We start from the raw sequence: 22,380 nt of genomic DNA, 5'->3' as shown, positions 1-22,380 counted from the left end.
AGAAAACAAAAATATCTGAGTGCTTAAAAATATAATGAATTGTGATTTTGGACGGCCTTTCATTCTGTCACAGGCGGACGGCACGCCCGCGAGCAGAGATGTAAGGTCATGAGTTACAGTGTTGATGAGCTGGCAACCCATCCTGGCATGCTGGGCGTTATACAATTATTGGCAAGCCAGCTTCGCGGCCAGTATGATGAGAACCCAAGACTGTCGCGCTACATGGTTTCACATCAGCGCTGGTTGATGAGTCAGGCAGCCTTTGCTTTGCATCTGGAATTCGAGGCGGGGATCAGCCAGGAAGGCCTGACGACTTCGCGCCTGCGGGACATGATCACCTCGATCAATGCTGCAAGCCGCAATACGGTCTTGAACTTTCTCGACCAGCTGTTGAGCTACAAGTTCATCGCGGTCGCCACAGAATCCAACAAGCGGCCGCGCCGCTTTGAGGCAACAGAGATCACCACACAGGCCATGGCAGGGTGGGTTGGCGCCAATCTCGCCGCGCTCGATCAACTCGACAATGGCGAACGCCTGATGACATTCATGGCGCATCCGGAGATGTTGTGTCTCCTGCAGCCGCGCATTGCCCGCCAATGCATCGACAATCTGGTATGGCGCAATCCGCCGGACTGCATTGCGATGTTTCAGTGGACGGAATCCGGCGGGCTTGTGATGGATGAACTGATGTGCCGGGTCGATCCTGACAAGCGCAACGAGGAAAAGATCGACCTGGGCCGTATAGATGCCCGGTTGATCGCTGAAAATTTCATGATGTCGCGCACGCATCTGCAGCGGTTGCTGAGAAAGGCCGTGCTGGCGAATTGCCTGGAATGGCATGACGATACGCGCAAGACCCACATGTATATCAAACGCGGTTTTCTAAGCGAATATCTGGGATGGCAGGCAGAGAAGTTCGCCATCATTTCAGAGGCGTTCGAATGGTCTCTGGCGCAGGTGGAAAAATTGACCTGCGCCTGAAACCCGCGCAGTATCCCTTGATGTGTCGATGGAGATTTTTACAGAAACGCCAGCGGATGCCGCGATTTTGCCTTGGCTGAATTCTCGCGGGCAGCGCGCGACAATTCCTGTGAGGCGCTGATTGCAAGTCCGATTTCGCTGACGGTTTGCAGCAATGACTTTATGGGGCGCTCAAAAGCAGACATGTGACGGGTTCCTTGGGTGACGGGCGGTTGGCCGGCAAAGACATGGCAGGCGCTCTACAGCGCACCAGTTCCTCGCGTTGCGATCTTAGACTTCACGAAAAACGGCAAAGGCGAACGCAGGACGGACAATGCGACCGATCCTGGAGGTTGCGCGAGCGCTGAGTTGTTCATTGGTCGAGGATGCACCCCGGTTATAGCCGCGAGCAGGTGTCGCGGGATCGCCAGCGAGACGAAGCGTCTCGAAATTGCAATGCATGGGGCGAATACGGGTTGTCACGGCTCAAGCTCCTAAAGCATCAGTTCCTCCCGATAGGCTCATTATTGCACCGCAACATTGATTCGACAATGTGCTGCAACGCGATACAGACATGCATTCCGTGCATGTCTTGCGACATACTCGCGTCATATCTGCCTAAATTTAGGGCTATTGGCTTGCATTTATGCGCTGGCGAAAGACCATCAGGTCTTGCCAGGCCAAGGCTTTGCCAGCCGGGGCGGCAATGAGGTCTGTCGGATGAAGGCACGCCAGAGCCGAAACTGTGTGATTTCCGCAGGCAATGTCGCGCCACTGGCCCCGCAACGCGTGAATGGTGTCAGTACCGCCGAAGAACAGGCGGGCGGCGACATTACCCAACAGCAGGATGGTCTTCGGTTCGGCCAACTCGATCTGCCGATCGATGAAAGGTCTGCAGATGGCGGCTTCCTGTACGGAGGGTGGCCGATCGCCGGGTGGACGCCAGGGTAAAACCGTGCTCAGCATGACGGTGTCACGGGAAAGGCCGATCGAGGCGAGCATGCGGTCGAGCAACAGGCCGGCGCGACCGGCAAAGGGCTGGCCATCGCGGTCGTCATCGCCGCCGGGAGCCCCGCCGATCACCATCACGCCGCTGGCGCCTTCACCCGTGCAGAAAATGGTCGAACGGGCGCTGGTCTTCAGGTTGCAGCCGGTAAAGCCCTCGATTGCTGTCTTCAACTCTTCGAGCGAGCGCGCGCTTTCGGCCACGAACCGGGCTTCGGTCACGGCATGTTCGTCCGGCATGGTGAGGGCGGCAGGCGTCTTGGCCGGCGCTGCATCGCGCACGGAGCGCGCTGACAGTGTGCGGCGCTCACCGTCGCCTTGTGCCGGCGCAGCGCCTTGTCCCGTCCCCGACGACAATTGCCGTGCCTGCTTCTGCTCGGCGAAAGCCGCCATCTGGTCGACGGGCTCGTCTTCCACAAGCCAATCTACTCCCGCATCGGCATAGAAATGCAAAAGCGCGGCCAGTTCGGCCGGATTCAGGTCCTGGGCAAGGTTCATGGAGGCGATCTTAGCCGATGGGGTGAGCGTGGGGAAGGGTGCTGGATCTTTACTTCACCGTTATGCCGTCCAGCGCGAAATATCCTCTTCCTCGCCGATCAGCGCCAGGCCGTGGGCAATGGAGACCAGTTCGTTGCCGGTCTCGATACGCTCAGTGCCAAAACGTTCGGTGAAGAGGCGCCGCACAGCGGGCACGAAGGATGTGCCGCCGGTCAGAAACACCTTGTCGATCGCATCAGGCTTTGTGTTGGTCGACGTCAAAACATCGTCCAGCGCGCCTTCGATCTGCGCCAGATCATCGGCAATCCAGGTTTCGAAATCCGACCGCTTGATTGCTTTCTGGCCGGCCTTTCCAAGCGGAGCAAAGTTGAACTCGGCTTCATCCTCGTGCGACAGCGCGATCTTGGCGGCCGACACCGCCTGATAGAGCGGATAACCCTCGTCGTTTTCAATCAGGTCAATGAAGAGTTCCAGCTTCTCCGGCTCCAGGCTTTGACGCACCAGCGATTGCAGGTCGGCAAACTCGCGTGAACTCTTGAACACCGACAACTGGTTCCAGCGGGAGAAGCTCAGATAATAATTGCTGGGAATATCCAGCACCTTGCCGAAGCTCTTGAACTGGCTGCCCTTGCCGATCTCCGGCGCGACCACGTGATCCACGATGCGTGCATCGAACTGGTCGCCGGCAATGCCGACACCGGAATGGCCGATCGGGCGGGCCGATAGCGTGCCCGCCTTGCGCTCGAAACGGATAAGCGAGTAGTCGGTGGTGCCGCCGCCGAAATCGGCCACCAGCACGGTGGCGTCATGGGTCAGCTTCTGGGCAAAGTAGAAGGCTGCCGCCACCGGCTCGTAGACATAGTGGATTTCACCGAAACCAAGGCGCGTCAAAGCTTCGTTGTAGCGCGTGAGCGCAAGCTGAGGATCGGGGCCTGCGCCGGCAAAATGGACGGGTCGGCCTGCGACGATCCGACCGCTGCCAGCCGGCCATGCATCACCGGCATAAGCCTCGAGTCGCTTTAAAAATACCTCCATCAGGTCTTCCATCTGGAAGCGGCGCGCATGCACCAGTGTGCCCTGAAACAGCGGCGATGCGGCAAAGGTCTTGATCGACTGCAGGAAGCGGCATTCGCCGGGATTGTCGATGAACTGACGGATGGCCGCCTGTCCGGCCTCGACCTTCAGCGCCCGTCCGCCAAGCTGGCGATCCTTCATGAAACCGAGCGCCGTGCGCATGGTGTCGGATGTGCCGGCTGGCGATTGAAACGTGACCGAATGTGTGGTCGATGCACTGTCTGCCATTGCCAGAACAGTGTTCGTCGTGCCGAAATCTAGCCCCAGCGCCTTGGCCATCGCCGTCGCTCCCAGAATATCTGATTGTTGAATGCCGAAACCGGATGTGCCCGGACGCGAAAACGGGGCACGTGGATGCGCACCCCTGACAGGGCGGCTAGATCGCATGCCTGTGCATGTCTTGCAAGGGTGTGGTCGGTGCAGCCTCATGGCTGCGTTCATTTTTATGCCCGATTGAATGCCTATCGGCAAAGCCTACCTTGTCCGTCAGGGCAGTGTGCTACGGTCAAACGGGGGATTTCGAACATGGCTGCAAAAGCAATTGCGCTGAACATCATTCTGGCAGCGTTATCTCTCGCTCCCTCGGGCCGTCAGGCTGTCGCCGACGACCCCATCCGCTGCACCATCCTCATGGACGTCGACAGTGGCGCGACACGTCTTCGAGAGGGGACCTGCGATCGGCCGGTCTATCCTATGTCGACGTTCAAACTGCCGCTGGCGGTGATGGGCTACGATGCCGGTATTCTGGTCGATGCCAAAACCCCGCTGTGGTCCTATCAGGCAAGCTTCGACCGGCCCAAGCGTGAACGCAAGGCAACCGATCCGACCATATGGGAGCGCGATTCCATTGTCTGGTACTCGCAGGAAGTCACGCGCCGACTGGGCAAGGCAGCGTTTGAGAACTATGTCCGCCGACTTGACTATGGCAATCGGGATGTCTCCAGCGGCCCGGGCAAACTGGATGGTTTGACGGGGGCATGGCTGATGGCCTCGCTGAAGATATCGCCGGACCAACAGGTCGACTTCGTCAGGCGCCTGCTGAAGGGGGAATTGCCGGTGTCAGCAGAAGCGGTCGAGAATACCCGCGCCATCATGCCCGTCTTTAAGGCCGGCAATGGCTGGGAGATCCACGGCAAGACCGGCAGCGGCTGGCTGAGAAACACCGCCGGCAAGATCGACCGGGCGCGACCGCTGGGCTGGTTTGTCGGTTGGGCGCAAAAAGACGGGCAAGAAATTGCCTTCGCGCGTCTCTTTATCGACACGGTCCCGCATGCTGACCCCATCAGTTTGACCACTCGCGATAGCCTGATTGCCGATTTTGCCGGGTTGATGCCGTAACGGCGCTCTAGCGCCGCAAACGCCGCCCCATCAAAAGCAGCACCGCACCGACGAAGGCGAGCACGGCGCCATTGATGATCCAGGGTGTCTGGTCGATCATGAAGCTCGCCGCCGGATAGGGGAAAATACCCGATCCCTGTGCCATCCACAAAAGGCCCATCAGGATGGCAAGGGCGCCGATGACCGTGAGCGCGATGCGAGCGACTTTCATAAGCAGTCTCCTGGGAGCAAAGAGGAGTGATCCGGCATTTATGCAAGGCTGTCGAAATCGAAGGCCGTCTTTGGTGTCGGGAAGCCTCAAACCATCAATGCGGTCTGGTGCCTGCGTCGCGCATCAGCCGGCGTGTTGCCACAAGCACGATCAGTCCGAAGGCTGCGACCAGCGCGCCATTGATGATCCACACACTGTCGCTGGAGATGAAGCCCGTGCCGGGCAGATGGATCGCGCCCGTTCCATGGCCCACCCACAAAAGCCCGACAATGAAAACAATAGCGCTGATGACCGTGAGGCCAAGTTTGATCTGTCCCATGCCACTCCTCCGTGAGCTGTTTGACCGAGTATATCGCGGCCCATTTGCAAGGCCAGCGGAAAATGCGACATCCCGCCGCAGCCTTCATGCCCCATGACCGCAGCCCGCTGCGCCGCTCCAAAGCTTTGTGCATTGGCCAGATGTCTCTCGATCTCAGCCGTAAAGCTGATAAAGCGGAAGCATAGTCCTCTTTTATTGCGCAAGACCCATGACATCTCCCATCCAGTTTCGCGAACGCATTGCTCTTTACGCACTTTTGACCTCGCTCACCTCGCTCAGTATCGACGCGCTGTTGCCCGGCTTGCGTGAGATCGGCGATGAACTCGGCGTCGCGCCGCCGCTTTCCACCCAGCACGTCATCTCGCTCTTCATCTTCGGCATGGCCTTCGGGGAACTGCTTCTGGGGCCCTTGTCCGATGCGATGGGGCGTAAGAAGGCGCTTGTGCTCGGCCTTTGCATTTATGCCGCCGGAACGATCGTTGCCATGCTGGCGGGGTCGCTGGACATGGTGATTCTGGGGCGGTTTCTGCAGGGGGTCGGTGTGTCCGGTCCGAAGATCGCGACGCGTGCCATGATCCGCGATCAGTTCGAAGGCGATGCCATGGCCCGCGTCATGTCGCTCATGTTCTCGCTGTTCATCCTGGTGCCGATGCTCGCACCTGCTCTGGCGCAGGGCGTGATCGCTCTTGCCGGCTGGCGGGCGGTCTTTGCCATCTATCTTGGGGTGGCACTGCTGCTGGGGATCTGGCTTGTCCTGCGTCAGCCGGAAACGCTGCCCGCACACAAACGCATAGGATTCCGGCCGAAGCTGCTGTTTAGGAACGCCCTGCGCATCCTGTCGAAGCGTCGTGTCGCCTTTTTGATCCTTGCCACCGGTTTCATCTTCGGAGCGCAGCTTCTCTATCTGAGTACGGCGGCCGATCTGTTCTTCGACGCCTATGGCATCAGTGAAACCTTCCCGCTCTATTTTGCCATTCTTGCCACGTCGATCGGTCTGGCATCCTATCTCAATTCAAGACTGGTCGAGCGTTTCGGCATGGATTGCATGGTGCGCACGGCATTGCTGGCTTTGGCAACGGTCGGCCTTGGGATGCTGGTCGCCTGCCTGTTCTGGGATAGGCACCTGCCGCTCACCGTGCTGATGATCTTCGGCTTTCTCGCCTTCTTTGCCATCGGCATCCTGTTTGGCAATCTCAACGCCATGACCATGCGCTCGCTCGGCCAGGTTGCGGGGCTCGGTGCATCGCTGATTGCCTCGGGCTCAAGCCTCGTTGCCACGCTCTTTGCCGTCGCACTCGGTTACGCCTATGACGGCACTGCCACGAATCTTGCAGCCGGTTTTTTCATCGCCGGCATCGGCGCACTGGCTCTTTCGCATCTGGCGGCCCGGGGGGATGCCACGCCTGTTGTGGCGGCACGATAGGCGATTGTCACATTTGCGGGGCTTGAGGGCCGCAGGGCAGGGTGAGGAACGCCCTGCAGCCCAAAAAGTCAGTTCGACTTCGATGCGCCGCCGTCGACGCGCACCATGGTGCCTGTCACATAGGCCGCAGGTTCCGAGCACAGGAAGGCTGCAACCGCGGCAAATTCCTCGACCTTGCCGAGGCGGCCTGCCGGAATGGATTTGATGGAAGCGGTGCGGATCTCGTCCAGGGACTTGCCGGATCGCTTGGCATTGGCGCCGTCCAGCTCGTCGATACGGTCTGTATGAATGCGACCGGGCAGGATCATGTTGGACGTCACGCCATAAGAGGCGATTTCCGAAGACAGCGTCTTGTTCCAGCCGACAAGTGCGCCACGCAGCGTGTTGGAGAGCGCAAGATTCGGGATCGGTTCGAACACGCCGGACGAGGCGACCGTCAGGATGCGGCCATAGCCCTGGGTCTTCATGAGCGGCAGCAGCGTATTGGTGAGCGTGATCACCCGCACCACCATCGACTGGAAGAAATTGTAGAGCTTTTCGGCATCCATGTCTTCGGCAGTGCCCGGCGTCGGTCCGCCGGTATTGTTGACCAGGATGTCGATGCCGCCGAGCTTGTCGTGAACGGCATGGGCGATCTGCTCGACGAAACCCGCATCGGAAATATCCGCTTCGACGAAATCGGCCTTGCCCTTGCCGTCCGCATTGATGGCGTCGGCATTGGCCTTCAGCTTGTCGGTCGAGCGACCGCACATCAACACATGCGCACCTTCATCGGCCAGAGCCTTGGCAATACCGGCGCCAAGGCCGCGCGAGGAGGCAAGCACGAGCGCGCGCTTGCCGGAAAGACCGAGATCCATGGTGAACTCCTTCGTGAGTTTTGTGTCTGTTGGCGTGATCTATAGAGATCCGGCAGGCGAAGCAAAAGCCCCGATCCTGATAGCGTCGATCGCTGACACACAAGCTTCATATCCGTTTCACCGATCATTAAACAAAACAAACTTATAAAATGGCGAACTGCTTAATTACCTTCCACATTAGGGATTCGCATGAACACTTCATTCCGGACTGTTTCGGCAAAGCTGGTGCTGGTCACCGGTGCTGCGATTGGTGCCATTCTGATTGGTTTTACCACGTTCAACGCCTGGAGTGCCAAAGAGCAGACCAAGGCTTCCGTCATGGCGCTTGCGGAAGAAAAAGCATCGTCTGCGGCCCAGGAAGTGGCCGTCGATATCGCCCAGGCAACATCGGCAGGTGCAACGCTTGCTGGCAGCCTTTCCGGCTTCATTGCCGAGGGCTCGCGCAGCCGCGCCGATGTCGTAGCCATGATCAAGACAATCGGTCCTCAGTATCCAAGCGTCTACGGCGCATGGATGTGCGAGTTGATCGGTCAGCCGGGTGCAAAGCAACTGACAGGCACCGAAGGCCTGAACCCGGAAGGCATATTCACGCCCTACTGGACCAAGGATGATAACGGCAATGTCGAGTTCTCGACCTGGACGATCAATCCGGAAGACGAATATTATGCCCTGCCGCTGAAGACCGGCAAAGCCACCATCACCTCGCCCTATCTGACCAACCTGAAGGAGCTCGTCACATCTGTGAGTGTGCCAATCCGCGTCGATGGGGAAATTGTCGGTCTTGCCGGGGTCGACATCAAACTTGACGATCTGACCAGCAAGCTTGGCGCCATGCAGCCCTTCGAGGGCGGCCATGTCATGCTTCTCGCCAATAACGGCAACTGGCTCGCCAATCCTGACAAGAACCTGCTGATGACGGATTATGCCGACAAAGGCGCCGATCGGGTGAAGCAGGCACTGGCTGACGGCAAGATCCAGGTCATCGACGATATGCCCAATGGTGTGGTTCGTCTCGTTTATCCGTTCACCGCACCGGGCATGAACACCACCTGGGCAGCCGTCATCGACGTTCCCGGTGCAGTTTTCACCGCCCCGGTCTGGGCGCAGGTGACCAACACCGTCATCGGCGGCCTGATCATTCTGCTTGTCGCACTTTGCGTGATCCAGCTTGCCTCGCGCTCGATCATCGGTCGGCCGCTGTCGGCGATCCTTGGTGGCGTCAACAAGATGAGCCAGGGCAATTATTCCCAGCCAATCGCCAATGCCGACCGCAACGACGAACTTGGTACGCTGGCAACGGCTCTCGAAGCGTTCCGCCACGATCTGGCCACTGGCGAGACAGCCAAGGCGGAGCAGGAAGCCTTGCAACAGCGTGTCGCCAGCGAACGCGAACGGCAGGCCGGCATCGACAACGCCAAGGCCGAAGATCTGCGCAAATTCGTGATGGCCGTTCAGACCGGCTTTGATGCGCTTGCCAGCGGCGATCTGACCGTGCGCATGAACGAGAGCGTTGCGCCGGAATTCGAGCCGATCCGCAGCAACTTCAATGCCTCTGTGACATCGCTTCAGGAGGCCATCAATGGCGTGGTGCATTCCGTATCGACCATTCGCTCGGGCCTGAGCGAAATCTCCTCGGCATCGAACGATCTCGCACGCCGCACCGAACAGCAGGCGGCCTCGCTGGAAGAAACCGTTGCCTCCCTTGGCGATGTCACCCGCGGCGTCAACGATACCGCCGAAGGTGCCGGTCGCGCCCAGGCAACCGCGCAGACAGCGCGCGACAATGCGGCAAAGGGTGGAAGCATCGTCGCCAGTGCCATTTCCGCCATGACGGAAATCCAGGGCTCGTCGGCAAAGATCGGCAATATCATCGGCGTGATCGACGAGATTGCCTTCCAGACCAATCTTCTGGCGCTCAATGCAGGCGTCGAGGCGGCCCGCGCAGGCGAAGCCGGCAAGGGGTTTGCGGTTGTCGCCCAGGAAGTGCGCGAACTGGCCCAGCGTTCTGCCAACGCTGCCAAGGAGATCAAGGCACTGATTTCCACATCGTCGGCCCAGGTCGATACCGGCGTCCAGCTGGTGAGCGACTCAGGCACGTCGCTGGAAGAAATCGTGGCCCAGGTTGCCGCCATGAGCAGCACCGTGTCCGAAATCGCCATCAGCGCACGCGATCAGGCCAACAGCCTGCGCGAGGTGTCTTCCGCCGCCGACCAGATGGACAAGGTCACCCAGCAGAATGCCGCCATGGTGGAGCAGACGACAGCCGCTGCCCAGAGCCTGTCGCAGGAAACGGAAAACCTCGCCATCATGGTCCAGCGCTTCAAGACAGTCAGCGCAAGCGGCCAGACCCAGCGCTACGCAATGGCAAGCTGAGCGGGCACGTCCTTCCGCCGGTGAATGTCGGCCCTTTCGAATATCCAAATCGCGCCGCTTGTGAGTAACCCTCACGGCGGCGCGATGTCGTTTCTGGCAGCAGGTTGGTGCAGCCGGTGGAGACGCAGTCGGGTCAGCGCCGTCCTGCAAGTTCTGCCCTGAGCGCCGCATTTTCCGCTTCAAGCTCTGCGATCCGCTCGCGCAACTGCGTCGCCGCTGCCGTGAATTCCTCTGCCGTCAGGCGCGGTGCGATATGCTGCGGGCAGTTCCAGTCGAACGCTTCCAGTGTCAATTTGAACAGCCGCTCCGGCCGCCCCTTATAGTCTGGATCGACCACCTGCGCGGTAAAGTCCGGGTCGTCGTCGAGCAACAATGCCTGTGCACGGGCAAAGATCTTCATCCGCGCCCGCATGCCGTAATCGACAAGGATCAGCGCCACGCGGTCATCGGCGGCGATATTGCCAAGGCTGATATACTGCCTGTTGCCGCGGTAGTCGGCAAAACCCAGTCTCCTGTCGTCAAGGACCTTGAGAAAGCCCGTCGGGCCGCCCCGGTGCTGGACATAGGGCCAGCCTGTCTCCGAGACGCTGGCCATGTAAAAGCTGTCGCGCTGTTGGATGAATGCGGTCTCGTTGGGACCGAAACGATCGAACGCGCGATCGCCGCCGAAATTTTCCCAGAGCTGGGCCGCGTTATTCTCAGCCTGTGCGGCACGCACGCTGGGCGTGACGGCAATATCGAGAAATCCATAGGTCATGATCATCGCCCTTTCGCGCAACGGGTTGCGATAGCGAGATACTACCGGCTTTCGATTTTCGGGATAATCCCGTATATTCGATAATATTAATCTCGAAAAATGAGAGAGTAATGGATCGACTGGAAGCCATGTCCGTACTGGTTGCGGCGGTGGAAACGGGCAGTCTGACCGCTGCGGGAAAGCGGCTGAACATGCCGTTGCCCACCGTGAGCCGGAAGCTTGGGGAATTGGAAGAGCATCTGGGCACACGCCTCGTTGCCCGCACCACCCGAAGCCTGTCTTTGACGGATGCCGGTGCCGGTTACTATGCCGCCTGCATTCGTATTCTGGGCGAGGTCGGCGAGGCAGAGCGCAAGGCATCCGGCGAACAGAGTGAACCAAAGGGCGAGCTGGTCATCACGGCACCGATTGTCTTTGGCCGTCTCCATATGCTGCCCGTCGTCACGGCTTTTCTCGATCTTTATCCCGAAATCGATATCCGGCTTTTGCTCTCCGATCGCAATGCGCAGCTCATGGAGGATCAGATCGATCTGGCGCTCCGCATCGGCAGCTTGCCGGACAGCTCGATGGTTGCGACGCGCGTCGGAGAGGTGCGTCATGTGGTTTGCGCCAGCCCCGCATTTATCGCTCAAACGGGCATGCCGCAGACGCCGCCTGACCTTGCGCGCCTGCCGTGCGTCACCTTCGACATGGCGGCTGCGCGCAGCCCGTGGATATTTCGCAATGGCCGGGGTGGAAACGGTCAGATGGTGGAGGTCAATGCAAGACTGTGTGTGAACACGGCCGAAGCGGCGATCGATGCCGCGACGGCTGGGATCGGCTTGACACGCGTCCTGTCCTATCAGGTTGCCGATGCGGTGGCGGATCGCCGTCTTCAGATTGTGCTGGAGGATTTCGAGCCGCCGGGCCTCCCGGTCACCCTTCTGCATCAGGGGCAGGGCGCCTTGCCGATGAAGCTGCGCCGCTTCATGGATTTCGCCATACCCGAACTGCGCAACCGGCTGTCGAACGGCGCTACGCCCGCATCGGAAAAGGCGTAGCTCCGCCAGTCAATGCGGCCCGGCAACTTCCGTCCGCAGCCAGGCAATGAAAACAGTCGCTTCCGCCGTCGTGCGCTGCCGGCCTTCGGGCGTCACCAGATAATGCGCCTCCTTGAGCGGCAGCGTGCTGTCGAGTGCCTTCACCAGCTGGCCGCGCGCCAGATAGGGAGCGGCAAAATCCTGCTGCACGATAGCCGGGCCAACGCCTGCGGTCGCAAGCTCCAGGGCCGCCATCGTGGTGTCGACATTGACACCGGACAGGCGCGGCAGCGCTATACCGAGAGATCCGGCCAGTCTCTGCCACATATCCTCATAACCGGTCACATGGATGAGCGGACGGCGCGCCGTCAGGCGCACCAGCCTGTTGTCGTCTTCGCCCTGTTCCAGCGCATCGGCACGACAGACTGCAATGGCGTCCGATGTCATCAAGCATTCGACAGCATATCCCGGCCAGTTGCCGTCGCCATAGCGCAGATCGACGTCGACCGGCTCCTCGTAATGGGTCTGCGCCCAGACCACCGAGGCGACCCGGATGGAGATATCGGGGAAGCGCTCGGTGAAGCGTTTCAGGCGCGGCGCAAGCCACAGTGCCACAAAGGATGTCGGTGCCCTCAGCGTCAGTGTCCTGTTGCCCACGGGGCCGAACAACCCGTCCGTTGCCGACGCCAGATCCTCGAACGAACGTCGCACCGGCGGCAGATAGGCAGCGCCGATCTCGGTGAGTTTCAAACTGCGCGGCAGCCGCTCGAACAGAAGAAAGCCCAGATGCCGCTCAAGGCTGCGCACCTGATGGCTGACGGCCGCCTGTGTGAGATTAAGCTCTGCTGCCGCCTTCGTAAAACTGGAATGTCTGGCCGTCGCCTCGAAGGCGCGAAGCCAGGCAAGCGGCGGCAGGCGATATGTGGATGCGGCATTGGTCTCGGTCATGGCTTCGGCCCGGTTCGATGCGATGCAGACCACATCTTGCGCCCCGGGAAAAGCGCCAAGCGTCAAATCTCACAGTTCTGCGGGAAAACCGGGGGCTCTCAGGTCCGTGCCGACCGCATCTTCCAGCAGCTTGACCACCTGCGACGACCAGGCATCGCCGCCATAGGCCGCACGGGCGCGGATGAAGGTCTGCTCTGTCTGCGAGGCCAGATCGAGCGGCACGCCGAAATCGCGCGCAAACCCCATGGCGAAACCCAGATCCTTGCAGGCGAGATCCATGGTGAAATTGATGTTGTAGCTGCCGTTGAGGATCACCTGGCCCTCGGTCTCATGGACGAAACTGTTGCCGGACGAGGCCTTGATAATGTTGAAGGCATCGGTGAGGTCGATGCCACCCTTCTTGGCCAGCATCAGCGCCTCGCCGCAGGCCACCAGATGGATGAAGGCCAGCATATTGGTAATCACCTTGATGATGGCGGCCTTGCCCAGTGGCCCGGCGCGGAAGATCTGGTTGCCCATGGCCTGAAAGGCGGGCAGGTGCAGTTCGTACAGATCCTGATCGCCGCCGGTGATGACCGAGATTTCTCCGGAGGCTGCCAGATGCACGCCACCGGTTACCGGCGCTTCCATGACCCGGATGCCCTGCGCGGCGGCCATGGCGCCAAGGCGGATGATTTCCTGCTCGTCCAGTGTGCTCATCTCGATCCAGCATCCGCCCGGTTTCAAGCCTGCCAGAATGCCACGCTCGCCGGTCAGGACCCGCTCGCTGACGGAGGGCGAGGGCAGGCAGGTGATGACAGCCTCCACCTGCTCGGCCACCGCCTGCGCATCCCCGGCCCAGATCGCACCGGCGGCGATCAGATCGGCGGCGTTTTCCTTGTTGAGATCCGTGACGACAAGCCCGAAGCCCTCGCGCAGCAGGCTGCCCGCCAAAAAGCGCCCGAGATGCCCAAGGCCGATGAACCCATATGTCTTGACCATGCCGCTGCGCTCCATTCCTGCGTTGAATTATGGCAAAGATTGCGCGACGGCCGGTGGTCGGACAAACGAAGATAACGCGGGCTGAGACCCCGTTTGATTTGTGAGTGGGCTGCAACTGGCCCGTTTCCCCTCCTGTCGGTCACAGAAGCCCTTGCCAATTTGTCAGGTTGTATGACAACTAGAGCTGAACCTGTCGCCGGATCGCAATTGACGTTCACGTAAGCGTAATTTATTCTTGGCGACAATACATACGGGCCCCCGTATCTGGCCAGTCGGTGTCGCATCGCGGCTCGACAATCCGCGTGGCATTTGCCAATGAGGGAGCCAACAAGATGGGGATCCGACCGAGCGGAGGATAAAGAATGACCGAACAGATGGAACTGCCCGAGCGCGAAAGCATGGAATTCGATGTGGTGATCGTGGGGGCTGGTCCTGCCGGTCTGTCTGCCGCCATTCGTCTCAAACAGATCAATCCCGATATGACCGTGGTCGTGTTGGAAAAGGGCGCTGAAGTCGGCGCGCATATCCTGTCGGGCGCAGTGGTCGATCCGATCGGCATCGACAAGCTTCTGCCGGGCTGGCGCGAGGAGGAGGGGCATCCCTTCAAGACGCAGGTCACCGACGACCATTTCCTTCTGCTGGGCCCCGCCGGTTCCATCCGCCTGCCCAATGCCCTGATGCCGCCGCTGATGAACAATCACGGCAACTACATCGTCTCGCTCGGCAATGTCTGTCGCTGGCTCGCCACCAAGGCAGAAGAAATCGGCGTCGAGATCTATCCGGGTTTTGCCGCGACCGAAGTGCTTTACAATGCCGATGGCGCCGTCACCGGTGTCGCCACCGGCGACATGGGTGTCGAGCGTGACGGCACGCCGGGTCCAAACTTCACACGCGGCATGGAACTGCACGGCAAATATGTGCTGATCGGCGAAGGCGTGCGCGGGTCGCTGGCCAAGGAGCTGATCGCCAAATTCGACCTCTCCAAGGATCGCGAACCGCAGAAGTTCGGCATCGGCCTCAAAGAACTCTGGGAAGTAAAGCCCGAGCATCACAAGCCGGGCCTCGTCCAGCATTCCTTCGGCTGGCCGCTTGGCATGAAAACCGGTGGTGGCTCCTTCCTCTATCACCTGGAAGACAATCTGGTTGCCGTCGGCTTCGTCGTGCATCTGAACTACAAGAACCCCTATCTCTTCCCCTTCGAAGAATTCCAGCGCTTCAAGACCCATCCGGCCATCAAGGGCACCTTCGCAGGCGCAAAGCGCATCTCTTATGGCGCGCGCGCCATTACCGAGGGCGGCTATCAGTCGGTGCCGAAGCTGACCTTCCCGGGCGGTGCGCTGCTTGGCTGTTCGGCAGGCTTCGTCAACGTGCCGCGCATCAAGGGCAGCCACAATGCCGTGCTGTCCGGCATGCTGGCCGCAGACAAGATCGCCGCCGCTCTGGCCGCTGGTCGCGGCAATGACGAGGTCATCGAGATCGAAAACGAATGGCGCTCGAGCGAGATCGGCAAGGATCTGAAGCGCGTGCGCAACGTCAAGCCGTTGTGGTCGAAGTTCGGAACGGCCATTGGCGTCGCCTTGGGCGGTCTCGACATGTGGACCAACCAGCTTTTCGGCCTGTCGTTGTTCGGCACGCTCAGCCATGGCAAAACCGACGCGGCCTCCCTGGAGCCGGCCGCGAAACACAAACCGATCGCTTACCCAAAGCCGGACGGTGTCTTGACCTTCGACCGTCTGTCCTCGGTCTTCCTCTCCAACACCAACCACGAGGAAAACGAGCCGGTCCATCTCCAGGTGAAGGATATGGCCCTGCAGAAATCGTCCGAGCACGACGTCTATGCCGGCCCCTCGACCCGTTACTGTCCGGCCGGCGTCTATGAATGGGTCGAAAAGGATGGCGAGGAGACCTATGTCATCAACGCCCAGAACTGCGTCCACTGCAAGACCTGCGACATCAAGGACCCCAACCAGAACATCAACTGGGTGCCGCCCCAGGGCGGCGAAGGACCTGTTTATCCGAACATGTAATGATGAGAGGGCGGCTCCGGGCCGCCCTTTTCATGTGGTGCAGGCGGAAATGCCCAAGTGCAGGCCTGACATTTGCGCGGTTGCATTAGGGTCTGATTTGCTGCTCAGAGTACCAATCCCCGTGCAAAAAGACTTGCGGAATGTGCGCGTGAGGAATATTCGCCTTGAAAAGGCAATAGGTCAGCAAGCCTGACCAAACGATAAGCAAGGTCATCATGCGCACCGAACAAGACACGCTTTCCTTCGATATCACGCCCAATGCCAATCCGATGCCCGAGGCCGACCGGCTGGAAGCCTTCAAGGCGCTCGGTTTTGGCACGCTGTTTTCCGATCACATGGCGGTCATCCGCTGGAGTGCCGACCGCGGCTGGCATTCGGCCGAAGTGACCGCGCGCGCGCCGTTTCCGATGGACCCGGCCTCTGCCGTGCTGCACTACGCGCAGGAAATCTTCGAGGGCATGAAGTCGTATCGCACAGCCGATGGCCGCGCCGTGCTGTTTCGTCCGGAAGAGAACGCCAAACGCTTCAACGACTCGGCTCGCCGCATGGGCATGCCGGAGCTTCCGGAAGAACTCTTCCTCGAGGCGGTCGACAAGCTGGTCGAGATCGATGCCAAGTGGATCCCCGAAGGCGAGGGCAGCCTGTATCTGCGGCCTTTCATGTTCGCCAACGAGTCCTTTCTCGGTGTGCGCCCGGCCCGCGAATATATTTTCTGCGTCATCGCCTCGTCGGTTGGTCCCTATTTCAAGGGCGGTGCCAAGCCGGTCACCATCTGGGCATCCAAGACCTTCACGCGCGCGGCCCACGGCGGCACGGGTGCTGCCAAATGCGGCGGCAACTATGCAGCGAGCCTGATTGCGCAAGCCGAAGCGGCCCAGCACGGCTGCGACCAGGTTGTCTTTCTCGATGCCGCCGAAAAGAAGTGGGTCGAGGAACTCGGCGGCATGAATGTGTTCTTCGTCATGGAAGACGGCTCGCTGGTGACGCCGCCGCTCACCGGCACAATCCTGCCCGGCATTACCCGAAATTCGCTGATCAAGCTGGCAAGAGACGAGGGCATGACGGTGCATGAACGCCTCTATTCCTTCGAGGAATGGCAGGCCGATGCCGCAAGCGGCAAGCTCAAGGAAGCCTTCGCCTGCGGAACCGCCGCCGTCGTTGCCGCCATCGGCAAGGTCAAGTTCACCGAGGGCGAGTTTGAGATCGCCGATGGCCAGACCGGTCTGGTGACCACGAAGCTGCGCGAACAGCTGGTCAGCATCCAGCGCGGCCGCTCCAATGACCGCTATGGCTGGCTGAAGGTGCTCGACGGCGTCTGATCGGGCTCGTCCGCATCGGTGCACAGCAAAAGGCCCGTTCCAAGGACGGGCTTTTTTCGTTTAGCCCTGTCGCAGCTGCGTTGGGCTCATGCCGGTCATGCGGCGAAACATGGCGATGAAGGCGGAAGGGGTGGAGTAGCCAAGTCTCTTTGCCGCATCCTGTACGGAAAACCCGTCTTCCAGAAGGGCGAGCGAAGCCACCAGCCGCAGCCGCTGGCGCCAGTCGTTGAACGGCATGCCCAATTGCTCCAGGCAATGGCGCGCCAGAGTACGCTCCGTGGTGCCGGCAAAGCGGGCCCATTCGGATGCCGAGCGCCGGTCGCCGGGATTGTCCTGCAACGATTGAAGGATGGGCGCGATCAACGGATCGTCGCTCAAGGGCAGGTAATGGGCAAAGCGTGGTGCCGCGCGGATCTGATCGACAATCACCATGGCCAGTCTCCGATCGGCGGCGCTCTTTGGATGCCGGACGCTGCGACGGTCGAAATCGGCCAGGATGGCTTTCATCAAAGGGCTGAGCGCAAGCGTCGACGGCTCGGCGGGCAGGTCGATACACAGTTCCGCTGCCACATAGACGGTGACGTAACGGATTTCCCGGGCATTATGCGCCTCGTGTTCAAATCCCGGCGGAACCCAGATCGCATAATGCGGTGGCGACAGATAACGCTCGCCCTCGATGACGATCTCGGCCACACCCTCCAGCGCATAGTTGAACTCGCCCCAGACCTGCCGTCTTGGCGGAAAGACCATGCCGGCGCGGTAACGTTCGGTGCGAAAGAAAAGCGGGTCCGGCGTTTCGCCGTCGACCTCTCCGTAAGCTGTTGCCATGGCCGGTCCTCGCAGTCTTCTGTCTGAAAATGACTATATGCCGATTATGAGACATTTGCTAGGAAACACCCGTCTCAGGAGAAGTGGAATGGCAAGCGAAATGGCGACGACACCCAAAGGCGACGACGACGGTCGCTCGGCCGCCATGATGGCAGCCTTCGCCGGTCTCGTGACGATCCTGATCTGGTCCGGCAACACCATTGTCACCAAGGCGTCGGCGGATGTCATTGCCCCCGCATCCATCGCCTTTTATCGCTGGCTGATCGCCTTTATTGTGCTGACGCCATTTGTCGCTAAAGCCGTCTGGCGCGATCGAAGGCTTGCCCTTGGCCACTGGCACCGTCTGTTTCTTCTGGCAATGCTTGGAATGGTCACCTATCAGAGCCTTGCCTATGAGGCGGCAAAGACCACCACTGCCGTCAATATGGGCGTGCTGGTGGCGCTGATGCCGCTGATCGCCGCCTTTGCTGCCGCGGCAATCGCAGGCGAGCGACTGACCCCGGCGCGATTGCTCGGTGCTGCCGTCTCGCTGTTCGGCGTCGCCTATCTGATCTCCCATGGCGACCCCGCCGTTATCTTGCGGGACGGCTTTCGCATCGGCGATGCCCTGATGATCGTCGCCGTGGCCGCCAATGCCTTTTATGGCGTCTTCCTGCGGCGCTGGCCGATGCCATTCTCGCTGTGGCAGCAATTGTGGTGGCAGATCGGTTTTTCGACGCTGGTTCTGCTGCCGCTCTGGTTGCTGAGCGACATCAGCGCATTGAACGCGCAAAACCTGCCGCTTGTCCTTTATGCCGCACTGCCGACCTCGCTCATTGCGCCTTATTGCTGGATATTCGCCGTGCGCGGTCTGGGCGCTGCCAGAACCACGCTGTTTCTCAATCTGCTGCCGCCCATCGTGGCGGGGCTCGCGGCACTGCTTCTCGGCGAGCAGCTTCAGCTCTTTCACCTCATTGGCGGAGGTCTGGCAATTGCCGGCGTTCTGATCGGCATGCGCCGCGCTCCGGTCAGGGTCGAACCGTTAAGATAACGGCAAAAACCTGCCACATCTTCACCACCTGTTAACCATGATTTCCCTAATATTAGCGCTGAAACACAGCATGATTTGGGGACAGAATATGACGATTTCGCGCCGGGGCTTTCTGATCGGCCTTCCATTGTTTGCGGCAGGCTGCCAGACAAACTCCGACTTCGAGAACTATGGTCCGGTAACCGATGCCGGCTATACGCTGAAGCGCATTCCGCTGGACAAGTTCAAGCCTGACCTGCGTCGCCGCGAAGTGGCCTATGAAACCAATATGCCGGCAGGTTCGGTTGTGGTCGATACGCCCAACAAGCGGCTCTACTATATCATGGGTGGCGGCAAGGCGATGCGCTACGGCGTAGGCGTCGGTCGCAACGGATACGCCCTGGCCGGCATGGCCTATGTCGGTCGCAAGGCTGAATGGCCGTCATGGACCCCGTCGCCCAACATGCTGCGCACCAATCCCAAGCACAACATGCAGTTTGCCGGCGGCGTGCCCGGTGGCCCGAACAACCCGTTGGGCGCTCGTGCCATGTATCTCTATCGCGGTGGCAAGGACACGATGTTCCGTCTCCACGGCACCAACCAGCCCTGGTCGATCGGCGAAGCGATGTCGTCGGGCTGCGTGCGCATGATGAACCAGGATGTCATGGACCTTTATGAGCGCGTCAAGGTCGGCGCTCAGGTGAAGATCCTTCAGGCATAATCGACGTTTGCCACTGAGTTTGGAAAACGGTCGGGTTCACCCGGCCGTTTTGCCTTGCGATGTCGTGTGTCAATCAGGCAGCCACCCTCACGCGCCGCGAGACGATGCCGGTCGACAAAAGCACACCGATACCCGTCAGGCTTGCTGCCGCAACGGTTGCCCAGCCCACCGGTTCAGACAGCAATATGGCCCCGCCGATCGCCGCAGCGATCGGTGTGACGGCGGTGAAGGCCGCCGCCTGCGTGCCGCCCAATGCGCGGATCGCAGTGCCGTAGAAGATCGTTGCCAGAAGTCCCGACAACACGCCTTGCGTCACCACCTGTAGCCCGGTTTCCGCAATCGGTGCGTTGAACAGTTGCGTCCCGCCGAAAAAGGGCAGGAGCGCAAGGTTGATCACCGTCGACCAGAAGCAGATCAGCGCACCGCCCTCGAAGGCGGAGAGGCCGGAATGGCGAAAGGCATGGGTATAGATGGCCCAGAGCGTCGCTCCGATCGGCAGGATGACATAGGAATGCCAGGTCAGCCCGGCATCCCCCAGATTGCCGGCCAGCAGCAGGAGGCCGCCTCCCAGAATGGCAAGCATGCCCAATTGCCGCATGCGGTCCGGACGCTCGCCCAGGAAGACGACACCGATCAGTGCAGTCATCAGGGGCATCGCACCGGGCAGGAGGACGCCGGCGGCGGAGGCCGGTGTGGAATGCATGCCAAGTCCCACCACCTGGAAGAAGGGCGCACCGGAACCGCCCACCATCAGAATGAGAGGCCATGACTTCACGCCCTTCGGCCAGATGCCGACCCGCATCAGGGCAGGCGCAAGAACGATCAGCGGAACTCCATAGCGCAACAGGCTCAGATCAATGGGGCGAAGCACAGTCCCAACGCTATGACGCGTCGAGATCAGCCAGGACGCCCAGATTAGAACGACGGACAGCGCCGAAAATGCGCCCACAAGCGGGGACACGGTGGAGGAAGATGACGATGTGGTGGCAGCCATTGGTCGCTCCGCAGAAGGATGACGGCACGATAGCTGCAACGCATGTGGCATGTCCTTGCTCAATATGCTGCCAGACGATATGAAATTGGCACGAATTGCCAATAATGAACCTCAGGATTTGCGATTATGCCAAAATTCGACGAATTCGATCTCGCAATCCTGGCTGCGCTTCAAGACAATGCCCGCGCCACCAATGTGGAAATTGCCGACAAGGTAAACCTGTCGCCATCGCCCTGCCTGCGGCGCATCCGGTTGCTGGAGGAGGCGGGCATCGTGAAGGGCTATCGTGCCGATCTCGACCGGCAGGCCGTCGGCCTGGAACTGACGGTTTTCGTGCACTTCAAGGTGATCCGCCACAACAGGGAAAATGCCGATGAGTTCCAGCAGGCCCTGGTGGAGATTCCCGAAGTCGTGTCCTGTTACATGATTTCGGGCGATCTGGACTTCCTGGCCGAGGTCGTTGTGGAAAACCTGGCGGCCTATGAACGCCTCCTCACGGAAAAGCTCTTGGTGCTGCCGCAGGTCACCGATATCCGCTCGAATTTTGCCATCCGCAACGTCAAGACCGGCGGCAAGCTGAAGCTGCCGCCGATGAAGAGCTAAAGGCGTCAAGGGGACAGGGGCTTAGAACCCTTCGAGCACAACCTTGCCGCGGGTCTTGCCGGTCTCCAAAGCCGTATGCGCCTTCTTGAGGTTTTCGGCATTGATCGTGCCGAAGTTCTCGCCAAGTGTCGTGCGGATCTTGCCGGTGTCGACCAGATCGGCAACCTCGTTGAGCAGCCTGTGCTGCTCGATCATGTCGGAGGTCTGAAACAGCGGACGCGCAAACATGAACTCCCAGTGTACGGACACCGCCTTGCGCTTGAAGCGCATGATGTCGAATCCACCCTTGGGATCGTCGATAATGGCGAGCCGGCCCTGCGGTGCGATGATGGCAGCCAGCGCATCGGCATGCATGTCGCTCTGGGTGAGCGAATAGACGAATGCCGGCGCATCGATGCCAAGTGCAGCATATTCGTCGGCCAGCGGCTTGGAATGGTCGATCACGTGGTCGGCGCCGAGCGATTTGGCCCATTCGGCGGTCTCTGGGCGCGATGCCGTGGCGATTACGGTCAGATCGGTCAGTTGCTTGGCCAGCTGGATGGTGATCGAACCCACCCCGCCGGCGCCGCCGGTGATCAGGATCGCATGGTTGGCGCCGGGTACCTTGTCTTGAACCTTCAACCGGTCGAACAGCGCCTCATAGGCCGTGATGGCCGTCAGCGGCAGGGCGGCAGCTTCGGCAAAGCTCAGACTCTTCGGCTTCCTGCCGACGATGCGTTCGTCCACAAGATGCAATTCGCTGTTGGTGCCGGCCCGTGCGATCGAACCGGCATAATAGACGTCGTCGCCGGGCTTGAAGAGCGTTACATCGGCACCGACGGCCTTCACCACGCCGGCGGCGTCATAGCCAATCACCTTGTATTCGCCATCGGTGGGGTCAGCGGAGGCACGAACCTTGGTATCGACTGGGTTGACCGAAACCGCCTTCACCTCGATCAGAAGGTCATGGCCGCTGGCAACCGGATCAGGCAATTCGATGTCGAGGAGGGAGGCTTCGGCGGTAATGGGCCCTGCCTTTTTGTAACCGACTGCGCGCATGGGGTCTCCTTGGCGTGTTGTTTGAATTCTTTTTCACGCGCCTCATGTGGAGATTGCAACCGGCCGAGGCAAGAAGTG

The 22,380-nt window shown here is 60.2% G+C and carries 23 protein-coding genes; 10 read left to right on the top strand and 13 right to left on the bottom strand.

Features of this window, described 5'->3' with window-relative positions:
* The first annotated feature begins 108 nt into the window (after positions 1-108).
* Entirely contained in the window at positions 109-981 is an 873-nt protein-coding gene (locus ACQQ2Q_RS01960; RefSeq protein ID WP_428185339.1) for a hypothetical protein, read from the top strand.
* Between the two features lie 38 nt (positions 982-1,019).
* Here the strand turns inward: ACQQ2Q_RS01960 and ACQQ2Q_RS01955 are convergent, their stop codons facing one another.
* The 4 genes from ACQQ2Q_RS01955 to ACQQ2Q_RS01940 form a co-directional block, all read right to left on the bottom strand.
* Positions 1,020-1,166, bottom strand: a complete 147-nt coding sequence (locus ACQQ2Q_RS01955) for a hypothetical protein (RefSeq protein ID WP_428185338.1) — start codon at positions 1,164-1,166, stop codon at positions 1,020-1,022.
* Between the two features lie 85 nt (positions 1,167-1,251).
* On the bottom strand, positions 1,252-1,443 hold the full coding sequence (locus ACQQ2Q_RS01950) for a hypothetical protein (protein ID WP_428185337.1): 192 nt from the start codon (positions 1,441-1,443) through the stop codon (positions 1,252-1,254).
* A 147-nt stretch (positions 1,444-1,590) separates the two neighbouring features.
* A complete protein-coding gene (locus tag ACQQ2Q_RS01945) occupies positions 1,591-2,463 on the bottom strand; it encodes a uracil-DNA glycosylase (protein ID WP_428185336.1) in 873 nt (290 codons plus the stop codon).
* Positions 2,464-2,523: 60 nt separating this feature from the next.
* Positions 2,524-3,816, bottom strand: coding sequence for an Hsp70 family protein (locus ACQQ2Q_RS01940; RefSeq protein ID WP_428185335.1), 1,293 nt, complete (start codon positions 3,814-3,816; stop codon positions 2,524-2,526).
* Between the two features lie 246 nt (positions 3,817-4,062).
* Here ACQQ2Q_RS01940 and blaOXA point away from each other — a divergent pair, with 246 nt between their 5' ends.
* Complete coding sequence (gene blaOXA, locus ACQQ2Q_RS01935; RefSeq protein ID WP_428185334.1) at positions 4,063-4,875, top strand: class D beta-lactamase; 813 nt, start codon at positions 4,063-4,065, stop codon at positions 4,873-4,875.
* 7 nt (positions 4,876-4,882) lie between these two features.
* Here the strand turns inward: blaOXA and ACQQ2Q_RS01930 are convergent, their stop codons facing one another.
* Positions 4,883-5,086, bottom strand: a complete 204-nt coding sequence (locus ACQQ2Q_RS01930; protein WP_428185333.1) for a hypothetical protein — start codon at positions 5,084-5,086, stop codon at positions 4,883-4,885.
* A gap of 94 nt (positions 5,087-5,180) precedes the next feature.
* Positions 5,181-5,405: a hypothetical protein gene (locus ACQQ2Q_RS01925; RefSeq protein WP_428185332.1), complete on the bottom strand. Its 225-nt coding sequence runs from the start codon at positions 5,403-5,405 to the stop codon at positions 5,181-5,183.
* Positions 5,406-5,613: 208 nt separating this feature from the next.
* Between ACQQ2Q_RS01925 and ACQQ2Q_RS01920 the strand changes: the two genes are divergently transcribed.
* Positions 5,614-6,828 carry a multidrug effflux MFS transporter gene (locus ACQQ2Q_RS01920; protein WP_428185331.1) on the top strand — a complete coding sequence of 405 codons (1,215 nt, stop codon included), beginning with the start codon at positions 5,614-5,616 and terminating at the stop codon, positions 6,826-6,828.
* A gap of 68 nt (positions 6,829-6,896) precedes the next feature.
* Here ACQQ2Q_RS01920 and ACQQ2Q_RS01915 read toward each other — a convergent pair whose 3' ends face one another.
* On the bottom strand, positions 6,897-7,685 hold the full coding sequence (locus tag ACQQ2Q_RS01915) for an SDR family oxidoreductase (RefSeq protein WP_428185330.1): 789 nt from the start codon (positions 7,683-7,685) through the stop codon (positions 6,897-6,899).
* A gap of 189 nt (positions 7,686-7,874) precedes the next feature.
* Here ACQQ2Q_RS01915 and ACQQ2Q_RS01910 point away from each other — a divergent pair, with 189 nt between their 5' ends.
* Positions 7,875-10,058, top strand: a complete 2,184-nt coding sequence (locus ACQQ2Q_RS01910) for a methyl-accepting chemotaxis protein (RefSeq protein WP_428185329.1) — start codon at positions 7,875-7,877, stop codon at positions 10,056-10,058.
* Between the two features lie 133 nt (positions 10,059-10,191).
* On the opposite strand, the gene ACQQ2Q_RS01905 is transcribed toward ACQQ2Q_RS01910, so the two are convergent.
* The gene (locus ACQQ2Q_RS01905; protein ID WP_428185328.1) at positions 10,192-10,815 is read right to left on the bottom strand and encodes a pyridoxamine 5'-phosphate oxidase family protein; all 624 of its coding nucleotides are present in this window, start codon (positions 10,813-10,815) and stop codon (positions 10,192-10,194) included.
* 110 nt (positions 10,816-10,925) lie between these two features.
* On the opposite strand from ACQQ2Q_RS01905, the gene ACQQ2Q_RS01900 reads away from it, so the two are divergent.
* Positions 10,926-11,855 carry a LysR family transcriptional regulator gene (locus tag ACQQ2Q_RS01900; protein ID WP_428185327.1) on the top strand — a complete coding sequence of 310 codons (930 nt, stop codon included), beginning with the start codon at positions 10,926-10,928 and terminating at the stop codon, positions 11,853-11,855.
* Positions 11,856-11,864: 9 nt separating this feature from the next.
* Here the strand turns inward: ACQQ2Q_RS01900 and ACQQ2Q_RS01895 are convergent, their stop codons facing one another.
* The gene (locus ACQQ2Q_RS01895) at positions 11,865-12,782 is read right to left on the bottom strand and encodes a LysR substrate-binding domain-containing protein (protein ID WP_428185326.1); all 918 of its coding nucleotides are present in this window, start codon (positions 12,780-12,782) and stop codon (positions 11,865-11,867) included.
* A 69-nt stretch (positions 12,783-12,851) separates the two neighbouring features.
* A complete protein-coding gene (locus ACQQ2Q_RS01890) occupies positions 12,852-13,763 on the bottom strand; it encodes an NAD(P)-dependent oxidoreductase (protein ID WP_428185325.1) in 912 nt (303 codons plus the stop codon).
* A 362-nt stretch (positions 13,764-14,125) separates the two neighbouring features.
* Here ACQQ2Q_RS01890 and ACQQ2Q_RS01885 point away from each other — a divergent pair, with 362 nt between their 5' ends.
* A complete protein-coding gene (locus ACQQ2Q_RS01885; RefSeq protein WP_428185324.1) occupies positions 14,126-15,790 on the top strand; it encodes an electron transfer flavoprotein-ubiquinone oxidoreductase in 1,665 nt (554 codons plus the stop codon).
* Between the two features lie 215 nt (positions 15,791-16,005).
* The gene (locus tag ACQQ2Q_RS01880; RefSeq protein WP_428185323.1) at positions 16,006-17,109 is read left to right on the top strand and encodes a branched-chain amino acid aminotransferase; all 1,104 of its coding nucleotides are present in this window, start codon (positions 16,006-16,008) and stop codon (positions 17,107-17,109) included.
* A gap of 60 nt (positions 17,110-17,169) precedes the next feature.
* Here the strand turns inward: ACQQ2Q_RS01880 and ACQQ2Q_RS01875 are convergent, their stop codons facing one another.
* Positions 17,170-17,937 (bottom strand): AraC family transcriptional regulator, encoded by a 768-nt coding sequence (locus ACQQ2Q_RS01875; RefSeq protein ID WP_428185322.1) that lies wholly within the window; start codon positions 17,935-17,937, stop codon positions 17,170-17,172.
* Between the two features lie 88 nt (positions 17,938-18,025).
* Here ACQQ2Q_RS01875 and ACQQ2Q_RS01870 point away from each other — a divergent pair, with 88 nt between their 5' ends.
* On the top strand, positions 18,026-18,967 hold the full coding sequence (locus ACQQ2Q_RS01870; RefSeq protein ID WP_428185321.1) for a DMT family transporter: 942 nt from the start codon (positions 18,026-18,028) through the stop codon (positions 18,965-18,967).
* An 88-nt stretch (positions 18,968-19,055) separates the two neighbouring features.
* Positions 19,056-19,667: a L,D-transpeptidase gene (locus ACQQ2Q_RS01865; protein ID WP_428185320.1), complete on the top strand. Its 612-nt coding sequence runs from the start codon at positions 19,056-19,058 to the stop codon at positions 19,665-19,667.
* 73 nt (positions 19,668-19,740) lie between these two features.
* On the opposite strand, the gene ACQQ2Q_RS01860 is transcribed toward ACQQ2Q_RS01865, so the two are convergent.
* Positions 19,741-20,661, bottom strand: a complete 921-nt coding sequence (locus ACQQ2Q_RS01860; protein ID WP_428185319.1) for a DMT family transporter — start codon at positions 20,659-20,661, stop codon at positions 19,741-19,743.
* Positions 20,662-20,787: 126 nt separating this feature from the next.
* On the opposite strand from ACQQ2Q_RS01860, the gene ACQQ2Q_RS01855 reads away from it, so the two are divergent.
* Positions 20,788-21,264 carry an Lrp/AsnC family transcriptional regulator gene (locus tag ACQQ2Q_RS01855; protein ID WP_428185318.1) on the top strand — a complete coding sequence of 159 codons (477 nt, stop codon included), beginning with the start codon at positions 20,788-20,790 and terminating at the stop codon, positions 21,262-21,264.
* A gap of 21 nt (positions 21,265-21,285) precedes the next feature.
* Here the strand turns inward: ACQQ2Q_RS01855 and ACQQ2Q_RS01850 are convergent, their stop codons facing one another.
* Entirely contained in the window at positions 21,286-22,302 is a 1,017-nt protein-coding gene (locus ACQQ2Q_RS01850; RefSeq protein ID WP_428185317.1) for a zinc-binding alcohol dehydrogenase family protein, read from the bottom strand.
* Positions 22,303-22,380 lie beyond the last annotated feature (78 nt).

Source organism: Agrobacterium sp. ES01 (assembly GCF_050320885.1).
Classification (GTDB): domain Bacteria; phylum Pseudomonadota; class Alphaproteobacteria; order Rhizobiales; family Rhizobiaceae; genus Allorhizobium.
The sequence above is the reverse complement of the archived record's forward strand: the minus strand, read 5'-3'. Positions and strand labels throughout refer to the sequence as shown.